Origin of the sequence: Streptomyces iranensis (assembly GCF_017874715.1) — a bacterium.
Lineage (GTDB): Bacteria > Actinomycetota > Actinomycetes > Streptomycetales > Streptomycetaceae > Streptomyces > Streptomyces iranensis.
In genome coordinates this window covers 40,794-57,743 of the sequence record NZ_JAGGLR010000009.1, presented here as the reverse complement: position 1 = coordinate 57,743, position 16,950 = coordinate 40,794, and the positions used below count along the sequence as shown (strand labels likewise).

The window sequence follows — 16,950 nt, the reverse complement described above, 5'->3', positions numbered from 1 at the left end:
GAAAGCCGATCGCGTCGGAGGTGGGGAACATGCGGGAGCCGGCGCAGAAGCGGCAGGCACGGATCGCGGCCCTCGTGGAGGCCCGGGGCAGTGCCCGGATCACCGATCTAGCGGATGAGCTGGCGGTGTCCGTCGTCACCGTACGGAGGGACGTGGAGGAGCTGGCCCAGCGCGGGGAGCTGCGCCGTGGCCACGGGGTGGCGCGCTCGCTGCGGCCCATGCCCACGGAGTCCACCGCCACCGGCGACACCATCGGCATGGTGGTCCCGGAGCGCAACACCTACCTCACCGAGGTCGTCCAGGCGGCGCGCGAGGCCGCCGAGAAGGCCGGGCTGCGGCTCGCGCTGCACATCGCCGCGGACGAGCGCGGGACCGAGCGCGCGGTCCGCCAGGCGCTGGACGCGGGCGCGCGGGGGCTGCTGCTCGCCCCGCGCTGGCGCACCGAGGCGGAGGCGCGGGCGGACCACGCCTGGCTCGCCGCCCTGGAGGTCCCCGTGGTGCTGGTGGAGCGCCGGCCCCACCGGGGCAGCGCGATCTACGGGCTGGACTGTGTGCGCTCGGACCACGCCTACGGGGTGCATCTGGCGCTGGAGCACCTGATCTCGCTGGGGCACCCGCGGATCGTACTGGCGGCGCGCGACGACAGCCCCACCGCACGGGTGATCCGGTCGGAGTTCGCCGCGCAGACCGCGGCCCGCGGCATCGGCGAGGGGTGTCCGGTGATGCTCAGCTCGCGCACCGCGGGGCCCGATCCCCACCCGCGCGACGAGCGGGAGGCCGACCTGGCCGCCGCGGTGCGCCGCGCCGGGGCCACCGCCGCCCTGATCCACGGCGACATGGACGCGCTGGTGCTGGTCCAGCGACTGCGCGAGGCGGGTATCGAGGTGCCGCGCGACTGCTCGGTGGTGGCCTACAACGACGTGGTCGCCGACATGGGGCAGATCGCGCTGACGGCGGTGGCCCCGCCCAAGGCGGAGGTCGGGCAGGCGGCGCTGGAGCTGCTGACCCGCCAGCTGGAGCGCACCCGGGCCGGGCGGTGGGCCGGCGCCGCCCGCCATCTGGAGCTGCTGCCGGACCTGGTGGTCCGGGATTCCACCGCCCAGCTCCTCTGAGCGTTTGACCGATTTAGTTTCTACTGTTCGATGTATTGACGGAATTTCAGTCAAGCGCTCAGGATTCCCTCTGACTCCACCGTTGAATCAGGGGAGGGTCCATGCCTGGTCATAGACTCCCAGGACGCCCGATGCCCGGACACCGGGCTACGGCGGGCACCACCGCACTGCTCACGCTGCTCGTCCTCGTCCTGGCGGGCTGCTCCACCAGCCGCGGGTCCGACACCGCCGGTGACGGTCCCGTGCGCCTCACCTTCTGGTCGGCGCTGCGCGGCAGTCAGGAGGTCGTCGACGAGTTCAACCGCACCCACACCGACATCAAGGTGAACTTCCAGCAGGTCCCCTCGGGCGAGCAGGGCGGCTGGGCCAAGCTCAGCAACGCCGCCCGCGCGGGCAACGCCCCCGATGTCGCCACCATCGAATACCCCCAGCTGCCCAGCTTCACCATCGACGGCGTACCCCGGGACATCTCCAAGCTGCTGCCCGACTCGGTACGCCGCAAGATCCTGCCGCAGGCGCTGGACCTCACCACCTTCGACGGGCGCACCTACGCCGTACCGGTGGACATCGAGCCGATGGTCTTCCTGTACCGCAAGGACATCTTCACCAAGAACCACATCCCGGTCCCCAAGACCTGGGCGGAGTTCGAGAGTTCGGCCCGCAAGCTCAAGAAGGAACAGCCCCGCTCCCGGATCGCCAGCCTCTTCACCACCGGCGGCACCCTCTATATGGCCGGGTACGCCTGGCAGGCCGGGGCCCAGTGGTACCAGACCTCCAACGACACCTGGCGCGTCTCCATGGACGACGCCCCCACCCGCAAGGTCGCCGGCTACTGGCAGCGGCTGATGGACGACGACCTGGTGCGCGTCGAACCCGGCTCCAGCCAGCAGTGGCGGGCCCATCTGCGCAGCGGCGAGACGGCCGGTTATCTGGCGGGCGCCTGGGCCGCGGGCTCCATGATGGCGTCCACCCCCGACGGCAAGGGCAAATGGGCCATCGCGCCGATGCCGCAGTGGGATCCGGCGAAGCCCAAGGTGAGCACGCAGGGTGGGTCGACCTTCATGGTCACCAAGGACAGCCGGCACCCCAAGGAGGCCATGGAGTTCATCTCCTGGATGGTGACCAGCCCCGACGCCCTGCGCGCCAAGCTCGCCAGCGGGGTCAGCAGCGCCTTCCCGTCCGTGCCCGGCCTGGTCCCGGTGGCCCGCAAGGAGATGGACACCAGCTACTACTCCGGACAGGACATCTTCGGTCTCTTCGGGAAGCAGGCCGAGATGATCACCTCCAGCTGGAAGTGGGGGCCGCGGATGGTCTCGACCACCACCTCCGGCGACGACGGGCTCGCTCGGGCCGGAGCCGGCAGCGGCACCGTCCTGGAGGCCCTGCGGGAAGCCCAGAGCAGAACCATGCCCGACCTGAAGAGCCTCGGCCTGTCGGTCACCACCGACTGAGCCCGCTCCGCCACCTCGCACCGCACCTTCAAAAGCCGCACTCACCACGCCTGAGCCGAGGTATCCCGTGAGCACAGTCACGTCCTCAAGACGGACGGCGCCGCCACAGGCGGCCGCCGCCGACCCGCCCCGCAGAATCGGACGGCGCCAGCAGCGGATCGCCGCCACCGTCCTGCTGACCCCCTTCACGGCACTGCTCATCGCCGTGTTCCTCGTCCCCGTCGGCTACGCCATCTACCTCAGCTTTTTCGGCGAGGACCACAGCGGGCTGGGCTTCGGCGGCGGGGAGACCGTCTTCACCGGACTGCGCAGCTATCTGGCGGTGCTGCAGGACCCCAGCTTCCTCTCCGGGTTCGGCACCATCGCCCTCTACTGCGTGATCTTCGTTCCCACCGTGGTCGTCAGCGCCCTCGCGCTCGCCCTGCTGCTCGACTCGGGTCTCATCCGGCTGCGGCGGACCTCGCAGATGCTGCTCTATCTGCCGCACGCCGTCCCCGGCATCATCGCGGCCGTCATCTGGCTGTACCTCTACACCCCGGGGCTCAGCCCGGTGATCAAGCTCTTCGCCCAGGCCGACATCACCATCGACTTCCTCGGCCTGCACACCGTGCTCCCGTCGATCGTCAACATCGCCCTGTGGAGCGGCCTCGGCTACAACATGATCATCTTCTATGCCGCGCTCCAGGCGCTGCCGCGCGAGGTGATCGAGGCGGCGACCATCGACGGCGCCGGCGGCATCCGCACCGCGCTCCAGGTCAAGGTGCCCATCATCAGGGCCTCCGTGGTGATGGTGTGCATGTTCTCCCTGATCGGCGCGCTGCAGCTGTTCACCGAGCCCATGCTGATGAACCAGGCCACCCCGATGGTCAACTCCCGCTTCACCCCGAACATGTACATCTACGACGCGGCCTTCCGCCGCAACAACTACGGACTCGCCTCCGCGGCCTCCGTCATCCTCCTGATCGTCACCTGCGTCCTGTCGTACGCCGTGACGCGCTGGTCGGGCCGCCGGGAACGGAGAGCGTGATGACCACGACCACACCCACCACCCCCGTGAACCCCTCCCGGGGACCGTCCAGGCCGCTCGGCAAACCCTTCGGCGGCTCCAAGCTGACCAGCCGCGGCATCGCCAACGCCGTGGTCCTGATCGCCGCCCTCTACACCATGCTGCCCGCGCTGTGGCTGGTGCTGGCGTCCACCAAGAACGCCGACGCCCTCTTCGGCAGCGACATCTTCTCCCTCGGCGACTTCTCCTTCGCCCGCAACCTCTCCGACCTGTTCTCCATGGACGGCGGGCTCTACGGCGAGTGGTACGTCAACAGCCTGCTGTACGCGGTCGTCGGGGCCCTGGCCGGCTCGCTCATCAGCGTCGCCGCGGGCTACGCCTTCGACAAGTACGAGTTCCGGCACAAGGAGAAGTTCTTCGGGCTCGTCCTCACCGGCGTCATGGTGCCGCCGACCGTGCTGGCCCTTCCGCTCTATCTGGTGGCCTCCGAGATCGGGATGGTCAACACCTTCTGGTCGGTCTTCGTCCCGGTGCTCTTCAACCCCTTCGGCGTCTATCTCGCCCGCCTGCTCAGCAGCGGCTATGTGCCCAACGAGGTGCTGGAGGCGTCCCGGGTCGACGGCGCGGGCGAGCTGCAGACCTATGTGCGGGTCAGCCTGCGGATGCTCGGGCCCGGGTTTGTGACCGTCTTTCTCTTTCAGCTCACGGCCATCTGGAACAACTTCTTCCTACCGATGGTGATGCTCTCCGACCAGCACCTGTATCCGCTCAGTCTCGGCCTCTACACCTGGAACAGCGCCGCCACCGTCTCGCCCGAGTACTACCCCCTCGTGGTCATCGGCTCACTGCTCGCCGTCGTGCCGCTGATCCTGGCGTTCGTCCTGTTGCAGCGCTACTGGAAGTCCGGACTGACCGCAGGGAGCGTCAAGTGACCGCAACCCACCTCTCCGCCCGCCGCCGCCCCCGTGCCGCCCTGGCCATGGCCGAGCGGTCCGCCCGGCAGGTGCTCGGGCCGGTAAGCCTGGACCGGCTCATCGACCTCCTCGACCTCGACCCCGGCCTCGTCCTCGACGACTTCACCACCCCGGCCGCCCGCCGCGCCCTCGCCGACACCGAACTGCTGGTCACCGGCTGGGGCTGCCCGCCCCTGGACCGCCGCACGCTCGACGCCGCGCCCCGGCTGCGCGCCGTGGTCCACACCGCGGGCACCGTGCGCCACCACATCACCGACGCCTGCTGGGAGCGCGGCATCGCGGTCTCCTCGGCGGCCGCGGCCAACGCCGTGCCCGTCGCCGAGTACACCGTCGCCATGATCCTGCTGTCCAACAAGCGCGTCCTGGACATCGCCCGGGACTACCGCGCCGAGCGGCGCACGATCGACTGGAACGAGCGCTATCCGGACGCGGGCAACTACCGCCGGACGGTGGGCATCCTCAGCGCCTCCGCCATCGGCCGCCGGGTGATGGAGCTGCTGCGCCCGTACGACCTCGACCTCCTGCTGTACGACCCGTATGTCACCGCTCAGGAGGCGAAGCAGCTCGGGGCGCGCCAGGTGCCCCTGCGGGAACTCTTCGCCGGCAGCGATGTCATCAGCGTCCACACCCCCCTGCTGCCCGCCACCCAGGGGCTGGTCAGCCGGGAGCTGCTGGCCGCCATGCCGGACGGCGCCACGCTCGTCAACACCGCGCGCGGGGCGGTGGTGGACCAGGAGGCGCTGACCGAGGAGGTGGTGGCCGGGCGGATCCGCGCCGTCCTCGACGTCACCGTGCCGGAGCTGCTGCCCGCCGACTCCCCGCTCTACGACTGCGACAACGCGCTCATCACCCCGCATATCGCCGGATCCAAGAGCGGTGAGCTGCGCCGCCTGGCCGACCTCGCCATCGGCGAGATCGAGCACTACGTCACCGGCCGACCCTTCGCCCACCCCGTACGACCGGAGATCCTCGACCGCTCGGCATGAGAGGGCGCGCGGATGGGTGGGGCGGAGTCGCGGGGCGATGGGCGGCGCCCGGCGGCGTTGTCGTCGGTCGACGACTACCCCCGGCTACCGCTGGGAGGTGCCCCTCCACGTCGCCTCCCTCCTCCGCCTTGCCATGCTCGCCCCTCGCCCCGCCCCTTCCCCCACCCCACCCGTCCGCGCGCCCTCTAACGTCCCGCGACCCCAGGAGGCCCACCCCACCATGCCCGAGCTCCCCTTCCTCCTCCCCGCCGACGACCGCACCCTCAGCCCCCACACCGGCTACACCCGCGCCCACTGGGAGGCCGCCGCGGACGGCATGCTGCACGCCGCCCTCCGCTACGCCACCCCCGGCCAGGCCCTGATCGACCTGCCCGGCCCGCCGTCCAGGTCCGGGGTGCGCTCCGACGGGCTCGAAGGGTTCGCCCGCACCTTCCTCCTCGCCGCCTTCCGCGCCGCCGGGGCCTCGGGCAAGGACCAGCACGGCATCCTGGAGCGCTACACCCAGGGGATCGCCCGCGGCACCCTCACCCCCGGGCGCGGGGACGCCGAGTCCTGGCCGGTGATCGGCCATCACGGGGCCCAGGGCCAGCCCATGGTGGAGTCCGCGTCCGTGGCCCTGAGCCTGCGGCTGACCGCGCCCTGGACCTGGGAGGCCCTGCCCTCCGACGCCCAGGACCGCACCGAGGAGTGGCTGCGCGGCGCGCTGCGCCATCAGCCCGCCCCCAACAACTGGTACCTCTTCCCGCTCACCGTGGCCGGTTTCCTCGACTCCGTCGGACGCGGCGACGCCGAGACGGCCCGCGCCTTCGAGCGGGGGCTCGGCCTGCTGGAGGGCTGGTACCAGGGCCAGGGCTGGTACTCCGACGGCGACGGGCGGTCGTTCGACCACTACAACGGCTGGGCGCTGCACATGTACCCGCTGCTCCACGCCCATCTCGCGGGCGACGGGGAGCTCCTGGACCGGCTCGGCCCCCGGCTGCACACCTTCCTCGAAGGCTTCTCACTGCTCTTCGACGCCGACGGCGCCCCCATCCACCACGGCCGCTCCCTCACCTACCGCTTCGCCGCCGGAGCCTCGGTGGCACTCGGCGCCCTCACCGGTCACACCCCCCTCGCCCCCGGCGCCACCCGCCGCCTCCTCAGCGGAGCGCTGCGCCACTTCCTGGACCGCGGGGCGCTGACCGAGGACGGGGTGCTGAGCCTGGGCTGGTACGGGCCGCACGCCGCGACCCTCCAGCGCTACTCCGGGCCCGGCTCGCCCTACTGGGCCTCCAAGGGGTTCCTCGCCCTGCTGCTCCCGCCCGACCACCCGGTGTGGACCGCGACGGAGGAGGCCGCGCCCGCCGAGGGTCCTGACCGGGCGCTGGCGCTGCCCGCCGCCGGATTCCTCGTCCAGACCACGGGCCGGGACGGGCTGGTGCGGCTGCACAACCACGGCAGCTACAAGCTCCGCCCCTGGGAGGCCGAACACGCGCCCGCCGACCCGCTCTACGCCCGGCTCGCCTACTCCACCCGCACCGGCCCCACCAGCGCGGACAACACCCCCGACAACCACATCGCGCTGGAAGAACGCGGTGTGCGCACCGCCCGGCTGCGCATCCACCCGCTGGCCGCGGGCCCCGACTGGCTCGCCTCCTCCCACACCCCCGCCTTCCCCGACGGCGGCCCCAAGGTGCCCTCGATCCGCATCGACAGCCTGACCCTCGTCCGCGGCCGCCTCGAAGTGCGCGTCCACCGCACCGTGGGCGTCCCCGCCGGGACCCGGATCCACCACAGCGGCTGGGCCGTCGCCCTGCCCCCCGGCACTCCCGCGGAGACCGAGGAGAGCGCCGAGATACGGCTGGACGGGGGAGAGGTGACCGGTCAGCTCCTCGGACTGCACGGCTGGGAGACCGCCACCGCGGTCCGTGCGCCGCAGGGCACCGCGTACGGGCCGTGGGCCCTGGTCCCCGAACTCACCGGCACCGTCGGCGAGGACCCCTCCGGCACCCTCTTCGTCGCCCTGGCCTCGCTCACCGGGGAACGCGACCCGGCCCCGCTCGCCGATCTCGCCACCGCCGAGGTGAACGGGCTCGCGGTCACCGTACGGCCGGCGGACGGCCGGGCCTTCGTGGTGGACTTCGGCGCGGGCGACGCGCCCACCGTCACGGAGGCCACGGAGGTCACGGAGGCCACGGAGGTGGGGGCATGACGCGGCTCGGCATCTGCTCGGTGACCCTGCGCCGGCTCGACCCGGACCGGGTGATCGCCGCCGTGGCCGGAGCGGGCCTGGAGTGCGTCGAATGGGGCGGCGACGTCCATGTGCCGCACGGCGACGAGGTCACCGCCCGGCGGGTCCGCGACGCCACCCTGGACGCCGGGCTCGCCGTCGCCTCGTACGGCTCCTACTACCGTGCCGGGCACAGTGATCCGGACGAGTTCGACGCGGTGCTCCGCTCCGCCGTGGCGCTCGGCGCCCCGCGCATCCGGATCTGGGCGGGCGCCACCGGCACGGAGGAGACCCCGCCCGAGGGGCGCCGCGCGGTGGTCGAGGACACCCGGCGCGCCGCCGCGCTCGCCGCGGACGCGGGGGTGGAGCTCGCGTACGAGTTCCACCGCAACACCCTGACCGACGGCGCGGACCACACCCTCCGGCTGCTGGACGAGGTGGACCGTACCGACGTCGCCACCTACTGGCAGCCGCCCGTCGACATGCCCGACGCCGAGGCGCTGAAGGGGCTGGACGCGCTGGGGGACCGGATAGCCGCGGTGCACGCCTTCTCCTGGTGGCCCGGGACCACCCGGCTGCCGCTGACCGCCCGCGCCCCGCTGTGGCGAAACGCCTTCGAGCGCTTGCTCGCGCACCGCTCCGAGGTGTCCGCCGACGGCCCGCCGCTGGATGTCCTGCTGGAGTTCGTACCGGAGGACGAGGAGCGGCTGCTGCCCCGGGAGGCGGCCACGTTGCGGGCGCTCGCCGACGTATAGCGGGCGCTCGCCGACGTATAGGGGATGTCCGGCGGTAGGCGTACGCCTACGGCGAGCTGCTCCCCTCCCCACCCCTTCCCGAAACCGGCACCCCGCCCCAGCCCCCGGCCCCCGCCCCTTCTCGGGGCGTCGATATGCGGCTCCGCCGCGTGGTGGGGCTCTGCCTCAGGTCCCGGGGTCCAGGGGCGGAGCCCTTGGTAACGGGAAGGGGCGGGGAGGGGAAAAAATCCTCACCGGGGGGTGCCGGAGGCGCCTCCGTAGGAGGTGCCCTCCTCGATGGTGCCGCCGAACCGCTCCCGGAACTTCTCCATGTTCTTCCGGGGCGAGGACGACAGCACCCAGCGGTTGCCGACCAGATAGACCCCGCCGTACATCTGCGCCGTCTCCAGCCAGTCGCGCTGGTTCTTCGCGGTGACGAAGTCGAGGAAGAGGAACTTGCCCCTGGAGTTCTTGCAGACGGCCTGGCGGTAGTCGTCCACCTTGGTGGTGAACTCGGGCTTGCAGCCGGCGGCCGAGGCGAGCTGCTCCACCCGCGCGGCCTTGGGCGTGGGACTGACGCTCGCGCTCGGCCGGGCGGCGTTTCCTCCGGTCTCCGCCTTGGCGTCCGCCTTACCGTCCCCGCCGCCGCATCCCGCGATGGCGAGCAGCGCGCCCACCGCCGCCACGACCGCCACCGCGCGCGGGCCGTGGCGGCGCGGGGCGCGGTCGGCGGTCCGGACGGGGTGCGGAGCGTCGGCGTCGGCGGCATCGTCGGCGGCGTCGTACATGAAAGGCCCTCTCGCATCGTCGGATCCGGGGTGCGGCTGCGTCCCTCGCGCCTACGGGTACGGATGGAGGGCGCCGATCGTTCACCGCCCTCGTGCCGTACCGCGCCGTACCGCGCCGTTCTCTGCCGGGCCGGGCGCGTACGGGCATGTCCGGACCCTTGACAGCCAGGTCGGATGCTGGATTACTGGACCGCGCCCGAACGGTAACCGAATGTTCGGTCGGCATCCGGAGGTGGTGGACGGCCCATGGTGGAATCGCTGAGCGCGGCTCCGCTCGACGACGCCGAGCGGATGAGCCCCGAGGAGCTGAGGGCGCTTCAGCTCACCCGGCTGCGCGCCACCTTGCGCCATGCGTACGACCATGTCGAGGTGTACCGCAAGAAGTTCCGTGAGGCCGGGGTCGGCCCCGAGGACTGCCGCAGCCTGGAGGACCTGGCCCGGTTCCCCTTCACCACCAAGGCCGATCTGCGCGACAGCTACCCCTTCGGGATGTTCGCCGTCGAGCAGAGCGAGGTACGGCGGCTCCACGCCTCCAGCGGCACCACCGGCCGCCCCACCCTCGTCGGCTACACCGAGCACGACCTGTCGGTGTGGGCGGAGGTGATCGCCCGCTCGATCCGCGCCGCCGGCGGCCGCCCCGGCCACAAGGTGCACATCTCCTATGGCTACGGCCTGTTCACCGGCGGCCTCGGCGCCCACTACGGCGCCGAGCGGCTCGGCTGCACCGTCATCCCCGCCTCCGGGGGGATGACCGCCCGGCAGGTGCGGCTCATCCAGGACCTCAGGCCCGAGATCATCATGATCACACCCTCCTATCTGCTGACGCTCCTGGACGAGTTCGAACGGCAGGGCGTCGATCCCCGCTCCACCTCCCTCCAGGTCGGCATCTTCGGAGCCGAGCCCTGGACGGAGGAGATGCGCCGGGAGATAGAGGAGCGCATGGACATCCACGCGGTGGACATCTACGGGCTCTCGGAGGTGATGGGCCCGGGGGTGGCCCAGGAGTGCGTGGAGACCAAGGACGGGCTGCACGTCTGGGAGGACCACTTCTACCCCGAGATCGTGGACCCGCTCACCGACGAGGTGCTGCCCGGCGGCGAGGAGGGGGAGCTGACCTTCACCACTCTCACCAAGGAGGCGCTCCCCGTCATCCGCTACCGCACCCGGGATCTGACCCGGCTGCTGCCCGGCACCGCTCGCCCCGCCTTCCGGCGCATCCAGAAGATCACCGGCCGTTGCGACGACATGCTCATCGTGCGCGGGGTCAATGTCTTCCCCAGCCAGATCGAGGAGATCGTGCTGCGGGTCCCGTCGGTGGCCCCGCACTTCCAGCTCGAGCTGACCCGGCGCGGCCGGATGGACCATATGACGGTGCGGATCGAGGCACGCCCCGGGGTCGGCCCCGAGCGGCGCGCGGACGCCGCCACGGCGATCGCGCGGGGAGTCAAGGACGGGGTGGGGCTCACGGTCGAGGTGGAGGTCGTGGACCCGGAGACGCTTGAGCGCTCCGTGGGCAAGATCCGCCGGGTCAAGGACCTGCGGGTGGAGGGCTGATCGGATGCGAGCGAGGGCTGGGCGGACGTGAGCGAGGGCTGAGCGGGCGCCAGGCCGAGCCGCCCCGAGCGCCGTCCGTGGACAGGACGGGACCCGGGGCACATGGGCTCGGTGTGTCGGCCCGAGGCCTTTCTCAGCTCTCAGCGCGCCAGCCCGAGGGCGGCGACCTCGTGATGGAGGGGCAGCCGCGCCCCGCACACGGTCGCCTGGGCCTGCGCCGCGACCCGGCGCCGGTCGTCGACGTCCCGCATCGGCCGCATCGGCCGGTGCACGTTCACCCGCACCGTGAGCCCGTCGGCGCGGATCACCCGGCGCAGCGAGTGGCCGAAGTCGTCCTCGCCGACGAAGGCGGCCACCGTGGTCGGGGCGCCGTGCTGGACGTAGTCCAGGGTCACCGGGCGCACCGGCGCGCCCGCGTCCAGCGCGGCCTGGAAGGTGGCCCGGCGGAAGCTGCCGCCGGTGCCCGCACACCAGGTGATGCCCTGCGGGAAGGCCATCACCGACTGGCCGTCGCGCAGCCGGGCCGCCATCTCCCGTACGGTCGCGGGGAGTTCGCGCAGCGAGTCGCGGTCGATGTACAGCGTCCCCGCGCGGGTGACCATCGGGCCGATCAGCGGCCAGCCCGCGATCTCCCGCTTGGCCAGCATGACCACGGGCTCCATCGACAGCAGCGCGATGATGTCGATCCAGGAGATGTGGTTCGCCACGATCAGCGTGCCGGTGGTCCCCGGGGCGCTGAGCGTGCTGTCGCCCACCACCTCCAGCCGGACGCCCAGGGAGTCCAGCAGTGTCGCCGCACGCGCCCGCAGCGTCTCGGGCTCGGCGATCCGCCGGCCGGACACCAGCGCGCCCAGCACCGCCCGGCCGAAGACCGCGGCCCGCCGGGCGACCCGGGTGGCCGGGACGCGGTCGGCGGCGTGGGCGACACAGCCGGTGGTGCACGGCGACCAGGCCGCCCAGGCATGAGCGGGCAGACTCATCGAGGCCGGGACGGTCACTGGGATTCACCCAGGAAGTAGCGGCGGTAGCGGTCGTTCATCCGCTCGGTGTCCAGCAGCACGAAGAAGTCGGCGTCGTTGAAGGCCCGGTCGTGCTGCGGGGATCCGCACATCCAGGCCCCCACCCGCAGATACCCGCGCAGCAGCGGCGGCACATCGGCGTAGCTGGGCACGCCGTCCAGCGGCCGCGAGGGTATCCAGGGGTCGAGCGGGTGGACCCGCATCTCCGGCGGGGCGGCGTGCTTGGTGGTGCCGAGCAGCCAGGCGTTGGCGGCGGCCTGCTCGCCCTCGGCCAGCGGCACCGAGGCGCAGCCCGCGAGATAGCGGTGGCCGGACAGCAGTACATAGCGGGCCAGGCCGGCCCACATCAGGTTGATCACGGCACCCGAGCGGTGGTCGGCGTGCACACACGCGCGGCCGGCCTCGACCATGGACGAGCGGACCTCGGCCGGAAGCCCGTGCAGATTGAACTCGGTGTCCGAGTAGAGCCGCTCACTGCGCCCCGGGGGAAGCAGCCGGTAGGTGCCGACCACGGTGTCCGTCGCCGTGTCCGTGACGATCAGATGGTCCATGACCTCGTCGAACTCGTCCACGTCGCGGCCGTCGACCGCCGCGTCCAGCCGACCGCCCCTCTCCTCGCCGAACACCTGGTAGCGCAGCCGCTGCGCGGCGTGGATCTGCTCCTGGGTGTGGGCGATCGAGGTGACGTAGGAGCTGGTGGGCGCCGTCGTGGACGTCGTGAGCACGGGCATTCCTGTTCTCCGTTCGGGGGAAGTCAGGAGCGGTGGGGACTGGGGAAGAGCGGAAGAAACGCCTCACTCGCCGTGCGGTACGCGGAGGCGGCGCGTACCGGGGCGTCCACCAGTCTTGCCGTGGCGACGTACGTCACAGTGTCCGTGCGGTGATTCGGCGACTGCCAGTCGATGACGAAAACATGCCGCAGGTCGGCCGTGGTTACGGAGCGGTAGCGCCGGGGCCGCCGCGGTCATCGGTGGCGCGGGTGGCGCCGGTGGCGCCGGTGGCGCCGGTGGCGCTCGGGAGCGGGAAGCCCAGCGAATGGGCCGCGGTGGCGGGGGTGGGCTGGGACCAGTAGTCGCTTACCGCCTCGGCCGAGGACAGGGAGCGGGTTTCGGCCAGATCCAGATAGAGGACGCCGTCGAGGTGGTCGGTCTCGTGCTGGACGATCCGCGCGGGCCAGCCGGTGAACTCCTCGTCCAGCTCCCGCCCCGTCTCGTCCTGCCCGCGCAGCCGGATCCGGTCCGGGCGGCCGACCACGGCCTGCCAGCCGGGGATGCTCAGACACCCCTCGAAGAACGCCGCCCGGCCGTCGCCGACCGGTTCGTAGCGGGGATTGACCAGCACCCGGTACGGCTGCGGCACCCGCCCGCGCGCCTCGCGCACCTCGTCCGTCACCTCCGCCGGGTCCTCGATCACCGCCAACCGCAGCGGCACACCGATCTGCGGGGCCGCGAGCCCCACTCCGGGCGCGGAGTGCATGGCTTCCCGCATCGCCGTCAGCAGCCGGTCCAGCTGGCCCGCGGCCAGCTGGCCCTCGTACGGCAGGGCCGGTCGCCGGAGCACGGGGACGCCCGCGGAGAGGATCGGCAGCGGGCGGGTCCCGGAGAGCAGTTCGTCGACGAGCTCGGAGAGGGTGGTGGTCGGCATGGGGGACAGCCTGGCAAGACGATCACGCCACGGCAATTCGGGGCGGGGGCGGGGGGCCGGAGTCAGGGCGCCCGCGCGTACGGGTGCTCACCATCGGACAAAGGTGAACAGGGCATCGATGGGGTCCGTAGACGCTGAGGAGCCGCCGGGGAACTTCCCACGCCCCCGCGCGGCTCGGCCGAGTCTCCCGGATCGGCCGCTGCCGCTCCGCGGTGCTCTCCCCGTTGTGTACGGCGGGGCGGCAGCCTTCCCGGCCACAGGGAGTGTCCGGCGAAGCTTGGCGCCTGCGGCGGGCTGCTCCCCTCCCCGCCCCTTCCCACAACCGGGACTCCGCCCCCGCCCCCGCAACCGGGGCTCCGCCCGAGGCCCCGGACAGGGCTTCGCCTCAGGCCTGCAAGTGGGTTTCGCTCGGGATCCCGGACCGGGTTTCGCCTCAGGCCGCGCAACCGGGGCCTCGCCCGAGGCCCCGGACAGGGCTCCGCCCCAGACCCGCAAGTGGGTTTCGCTCCGGATCCCGGACCGGGTTTCGCCTCAGGCCCCGCAACCGGGGCTTCGCCCCAGGCCCCGGACAGGACTTCGCCTCAGGCCTGCAAGTGGGTTTCGCTCCGGATCCCGGACCGGGTTTCGCCTCAGGCCGCGCGTCCGGGCTTCGCCCCAGCCCCCGAAGCCGGGGCTCCGCCCCAAACCCTGCAACGGGCTTCACCCGGACCTCGGGTCGGGGCTTCGCCCCCTCCCGCGGTGTCGATATGCGGCTCTGTCGGGTGGTGGTGGGGGGGGGCCGCCTCAGGCCCCGGGGTCCGGGGGTGGAGTTCCTGGCGTGCGGCGGAGTCGCGAAGGCATGCTGCGGGGAGGGGAATGCGTCGATATGTGGTTCCGTCGGGCGACCTGTGGGCGGGCCGTGAGTCCTACTCGGTTCGCGAGTTCGGCTCGGGTGGCGTGTTCTGCTCGGCGCGTGACTCCGGCAGCAGTTCCCGGATGTCGTTCGGCAGCACGCCGTACAGCTTCTCCATCAGCTCCGGGTCCACGGCCGAGTCCAGCACCTCGAAGAAGGCGGCCGCCTCGCGCAGCGCCTCCTCCTCGGTGTGCTCGGTGCGCCAGGCGATCCGGCCCGCGAAGCCGGTGAGGTCGAAGCGCTCGCCGTGGTCCCGCCGGTATGCCCGCTCCTCGGGTGAGCTCTCATGGGAGGCGGCGACGCGCCGCAGCGGCTCCGCCGCTTCCTGCGGCAGTTGGGCCGCCATATGGCCCGCCAGTCCGTCCGGGATGCGCTCGGCGAGCGTTTCGAGCGTCGCCCGTACCGCCCGCTCGGCGGACTGCCGGTCGGGGAGCTGGGCCCGGGTCTGGACCAGGCCCGTCATTTCTTCGTAGCGCATGGTCGGCGCTCCTCGTCGTCGGGTGCCCGGCTCGCTGTGCCGAGTGCCCCGTGCCGTTGGCTCAAACCTCCGCCGGGCGCTCGGCCCCCGGGGCGTCCTCCCGCGCGGTGAGCAGCGGGCCCAGTACCCGGGTGCCGGGGCCGGTGCGCCCGCCGGGGCCCGGGAGCTGGGTGGTGTTGCCGACTGTCAGGGGCTCTCCGCAGTGGGCGCATGCGGACACCGGCGTGGTGTCCCGCCCGCAGCCGAGGTGGCGGATCCGGGCCGGGGGCCCGGCGGGGCCCGCGTACCAGCGGTCGCCCCACTCCATCAGCGCGAGCAGTACCGGATAGAGCTCCTCGCCCTTGGGAGTGGCGCGATAGTGCTCACGCGGCGGCCGCTCCTGGTATCGCTCCCGGACCAGCACCCCCTCCTCGACCAGCCGGGACAGCCGGGCGGCCAGAACCTTACGGGATATACCCAGGTCATGGGCGAGATCGTCGAAGCGGGTGACCCCGGTGAGCACATCCCGCATGATCAGTGCCGTCCAGGCGTCGCCGAACAGATCGGTGGCACGGGCGATCGAACAGGCCACATCGGCGAGCGGAGTACGGGTCATGACCCGACCCTACCCGAGTTCCCTGAGGGAACTTATGGGTGTTAGGTTTCTTCGGGGAACCCGGCGAGCGAGCCCGGGGCGCCCCAGGCACCGGTGAATCCGCGAATCCGCGAATCCGCGCACCCGTGAGGGAGAAGACGATGGCCGCCGCTCCGCACATCGAACTGGACTCACGGTCACCCGAGGCCGTCGACGGCCGTCAGATCAGGGCCGTCACCTTCCAGGACAGCCGTCTGGAGTACGTCCGCACCACGCTCAAGAGCGTGGACCTCTCCGCGTCCGGAAACCGCGCCGTGGTCGTGGGCAGCGGCCGCGGGCTGCTGGCTCGCGGGGTGGCCGGTCTCGGCTTCGACGTCGTCGCCGTCGACCCCTCCGCCACCGCGACCGAGATGGCGCGCGAGGCGGGCGAGCGCGAACACCCCGGGATCGATTACCGCACCGCGCCCGCCGAGCAACTCGGCCTCGCCGACGGCGCGTTCGACCTCGCCTACTACGCGGACACCTTCGAGATCACCCCGGATCTCGACCGGGTGCTCGCGGAGGCCGCCCGGGTGCTGCGGCCCGGCGGGGTGCTGATCTACGACACCGTCAACCGCACCCTGCTCTCCCGGCTGATCTACCTCGGCGCCTTCCAGCGCGTCCCGATGACCCGGATCATGCCCGCCGGCCGCTACACGGCGGCCCGGCTGCGCACCCCTGCCGAGCTGACCGCCGCCTTGGAGCGGCAGGGGCTGCGCAACGAGGACATCTGCGACTTCAAGCCCAAGGATCCGCGCAGCCTGGTCAAGGCCACCATGGCGCGGCGCCGGGGGCGGATCACCGATGAGCAGATCCCGCCGATCGTCGACTTCGTCCTCGCCCCGGACGCCCGGCCACTGGTCACCTACCTCGGCCACGCCCGAAAGGGCTGAGCCGTGAGCCCGGTGCCCCGCCCCGCGCCCCGCCCCGGCCGCGTGGGCGCACACTGGGCACCGTGACTCGTAAGCGCAGCGCCGGACTCCTGCTGTACCGGGGTGCGGGCCCGGCCCCGGCCGTTGAGGTTCTGCTCGCCCATATGGGAGGCCCGTTCTGGGCCACCAGGGACGAGGGCGCCTGGACGGTGCCCAAGGGGGAGTACGACGAGGACGAGACCCCGGAGGCCGCCGCGCGCCGGGAGTTCCAGGAGGAACTCGGCGTGGCCCCGCCCGGCGGGGAGCCGGTTCCGCTGGGCTCCGTGACCCAGACCGGGGGCAAGCTGGTCATCGCCTGGGCGCTGGAGGGCGAACTGGATCCGGCGGGCATCACTCCCGGCATGTTCGCCATGGAGTGGCCGAAGGGGTCCGGCCGGATGCGGGAGTTCCCCGAGATCGACCGGGTCGCCTGGTTCGGCCTGGACGAGGCCCGCCGGAAGATGGTGACGAAGCAGCGGGTGTTCCTGGACCGGCTGGAGGAGTGGCTCCGGAGCGCGGAGGGTGCGGAGGGTGCGGAGGGCGCGGAGGGCGCGGGCCCCGGCGGCGAATGACCGGGAC

At 72.3% G+C, this 16,950-nt stretch carries 16 protein-coding genes; 10 read left to right on the top strand and 6 right to left on the bottom strand.

The features are described 5' to 3' along the window. The first annotated feature begins 29 nt into the window (after positions 1–29). From J2Z30_RS17715 to J2Z30_RS17685, 7 genes are all read left to right on the top strand, one after another. Positions 30–1,112, top strand: coding sequence for a LacI family DNA-binding transcriptional regulator (locus J2Z30_RS17715; RefSeq protein WP_044568063.1), 1,083 nt, complete (start codon positions 30–32; stop codon positions 1,110–1,112). A 131-nt stretch (positions 1,113–1,243) separates the two neighbouring features. Further along, positions 1,244–2,563 carry an ABC transporter substrate-binding protein gene (locus J2Z30_RS17710; protein ID WP_044568062.1) on the top strand — a complete coding sequence of 440 codons (1,320 nt, stop codon included), beginning with the start codon at positions 1,244–1,246 and terminating at the stop codon, positions 2,561–2,563. Positions 2,564–2,630: 67 nt separating this feature from the next. Then, complete coding sequence (locus J2Z30_RS17705) at positions 2,631–3,590, top strand: carbohydrate ABC transporter permease (protein ID WP_044568061.1); 960 nt, start codon at positions 2,631–2,633, stop codon at positions 3,588–3,590. Further along, a complete protein-coding gene (locus tag J2Z30_RS17700; protein ID WP_044568060.1) occupies positions 3,590–4,501 on the top strand; it encodes a carbohydrate ABC transporter permease in 912 nt (303 codons plus the stop codon). The genes J2Z30_RS17705 and J2Z30_RS17700 overlap by 1 nt, the downstream gene beginning before the upstream one ends. Before the next feature lie 47 nt (positions 4,502–4,548). Beyond that, positions 4,549–5,529, top strand: a complete 981-nt coding sequence (locus J2Z30_RS17695) for a hydroxyacid dehydrogenase (protein ID WP_044580973.1) — start codon at positions 4,549–4,551, stop codon at positions 5,527–5,529. A gap of 220 nt (positions 5,530–5,749) precedes the next feature. After that, complete coding sequence (locus tag J2Z30_RS17690) at positions 5,750–7,720, top strand: DUF2264 domain-containing protein (protein WP_044568059.1); 1,971 nt, start codon at positions 5,750–5,752, stop codon at positions 7,718–7,720. Further along, positions 7,717–8,493: a sugar phosphate isomerase/epimerase family protein gene (locus J2Z30_RS17685; RefSeq protein ID WP_052701215.1), complete on the top strand. Its 777-nt coding sequence runs from the start codon at positions 7,717–7,719 to the stop codon at positions 8,491–8,493. The genes J2Z30_RS17690 and J2Z30_RS17685 overlap by 4 nt, the downstream gene beginning before the upstream one ends. 230 nt (positions 8,494–8,723) lie before the next feature. Here the strand turns inward: J2Z30_RS17685 and J2Z30_RS17680 are convergent, their stop codons facing one another. Further along, positions 8,724–9,260 (bottom strand): hypothetical protein, encoded by a 537-nt coding sequence (locus J2Z30_RS17680; RefSeq protein WP_052701214.1) that lies wholly within the window; start codon positions 9,258–9,260, stop codon positions 8,724–8,726. A 246-nt stretch (positions 9,261–9,506) separates the two neighbouring features. Between J2Z30_RS17680 and paaK the strand changes: the two genes are divergently transcribed. Beyond that, the gene (paaK, locus tag J2Z30_RS17675; protein WP_044568058.1) at positions 9,507–10,814 is read left to right on the top strand and encodes a phenylacetate--CoA ligase PaaK; all 1,308 of its coding nucleotides are present in this window, start codon (positions 9,507–9,509) and stop codon (positions 10,812–10,814) included. Between the two features lie 140 nt (positions 10,815–10,954). Here the strand turns inward: paaK and J2Z30_RS17670 are convergent, their stop codons facing one another. The 5 genes from J2Z30_RS17670 to J2Z30_RS17650 all read right to left on the bottom strand — a co-directional run bounded on the left by J2Z30_RS17670 (position 10,955) and on the right by J2Z30_RS17650 (position 15,442). Then, positions 10,955–11,794, bottom strand: a complete 840-nt coding sequence (locus tag J2Z30_RS17670; protein WP_078957256.1) for a lysophospholipid acyltransferase family protein — start codon at positions 11,792–11,794, stop codon at positions 10,955–10,957. Between the two features lie 14 nt (positions 11,795–11,808). Continuing rightward, complete coding sequence (locus J2Z30_RS17665) at positions 11,809–12,564, bottom strand: GNAT family N-acetyltransferase (RefSeq protein ID WP_044568057.1); 756 nt, start codon at positions 12,562–12,564, stop codon at positions 11,809–11,811. Positions 12,565–12,766: 202 nt separating this feature from the next. Continuing rightward, positions 12,767–13,477, bottom strand: coding sequence for a peptide deformylase (locus J2Z30_RS17660; protein ID WP_044568056.1), 711 nt, complete (start codon positions 13,475–13,477; stop codon positions 12,767–12,769). Positions 13,478–14,382: 905 nt separating this feature from the next. Beyond that, on the bottom strand, positions 14,383–14,847 hold the full coding sequence (locus tag J2Z30_RS17655; RefSeq protein ID WP_044568055.1) for a DUF2267 domain-containing protein: 465 nt from the start codon (positions 14,845–14,847) through the stop codon (positions 14,383–14,385). Positions 14,848–14,908: 61 nt separating this feature from the next. Beyond that, a complete protein-coding gene (locus J2Z30_RS17650) occupies positions 14,909–15,442 on the bottom strand; it encodes a winged helix-turn-helix transcriptional regulator (RefSeq protein WP_044568054.1) in 534 nt (177 codons plus the stop codon). Positions 15,443–15,582: 140 nt separating this feature from the next. Here J2Z30_RS17650 and J2Z30_RS17645 point away from each other — a divergent pair, with 140 nt between their 5' ends. Together J2Z30_RS17645 and J2Z30_RS17640 are read left to right on the top strand one after the other, a co-directional pair. After that, entirely contained in the window at positions 15,583–16,353 is a 771-nt protein-coding gene (locus tag J2Z30_RS17645; RefSeq protein WP_044568052.1) for a class I SAM-dependent methyltransferase, read from the top strand. A gap of 62 nt (positions 16,354–16,415) precedes the next feature. Beyond that, positions 16,416–16,943, top strand: a complete 528-nt coding sequence (locus J2Z30_RS17640) for an NUDIX hydrolase (RefSeq protein WP_044568050.1) — start codon at positions 16,416–16,418, stop codon at positions 16,941–16,943. Positions 16,944–16,950 lie beyond the last annotated feature (7 nt).

Bases quoted from the DNA above. Each gene is read 5' to 3' on its own strand.
- J2Z30_RS17680 (WP_052701214.1), bottom strand. From the start codon at position 9,260: ATGTACGACGCCGCCGACGATGCCGCCGACGCCGACGCTCCGCACCCC.
- J2Z30_RS17700 (WP_044568060.1), top strand. From the start codon at position 3,590: ATGACCACGACCACACCCACCACCCCCGTGAACCCCTCCCGGGGACCG.
- J2Z30_RS17660 (WP_044568056.1), bottom strand. From the start codon at position 13,477: ATGCCGACCACCACCCTCTCCGAGCTCGTCGACGAACTGCTCTCCGGG.
- J2Z30_RS17670 (WP_078957256.1), bottom strand. From the start codon at position 11,794: ATGAGTCTGCCCGCTCATGCCTGGGCGGCCTGGTCGCCGTGCACCACC.
- J2Z30_RS17710 (WP_044568062.1), top strand. From the start codon at position 1,244: ATGCCCGGACACCGGGCTACGGCGGGCACCACCGCACTGCTCACGCTG.
- paaK (WP_044568058.1), top strand. From the start codon at position 9,507: ATGGTGGAATCGCTGAGCGCGGCTCCGCTCGACGACGCCGAGCGGATG.
- J2Z30_RS17715 (WP_044568063.1), top strand. From the start codon at position 30: ATGCGGGAGCCGGCGCAGAAGCGGCAGGCACGGATCGCGGCCCTCGTG.
- J2Z30_RS17665 (WP_044568057.1), bottom strand. From the start codon at position 12,564: ATGCCCGTGCTCACGACGTCCACGACGGCGCCCACCAGCTCCTACGTC.
- J2Z30_RS17645 (WP_044568052.1), top strand. From the start codon at position 15,583: ATGGCCGCCGCTCCGCACATCGAACTGGACTCACGGTCACCCGAGGCC.
- J2Z30_RS17695 (WP_044580973.1), top strand. From the start codon at position 4,549: ATGGCCGAGCGGTCCGCCCGGCAGGTGCTCGGGCCGGTAAGCCTGGAC.
- J2Z30_RS17655 (WP_044568055.1), bottom strand. From the start codon at position 14,847: ATGCGCTACGAAGAAATGACGGGCCTGGTCCAGACCCGGGCCCAGCTC.
- J2Z30_RS17685 (WP_052701215.1), top strand. From the start codon at position 7,717: ATGACGCGGCTCGGCATCTGCTCGGTGACCCTGCGCCGGCTCGACCCG.
- J2Z30_RS17690 (WP_044568059.1), top strand. From the start codon at position 5,750: ATGCCCGAGCTCCCCTTCCTCCTCCCCGCCGACGACCGCACCCTCAGC.
- J2Z30_RS17650 (WP_044568054.1), bottom strand. From the start codon at position 15,442: ATGACCCGTACTCCGCTCGCCGATGTGGCCTGTTCGATCGCCCGTGCC.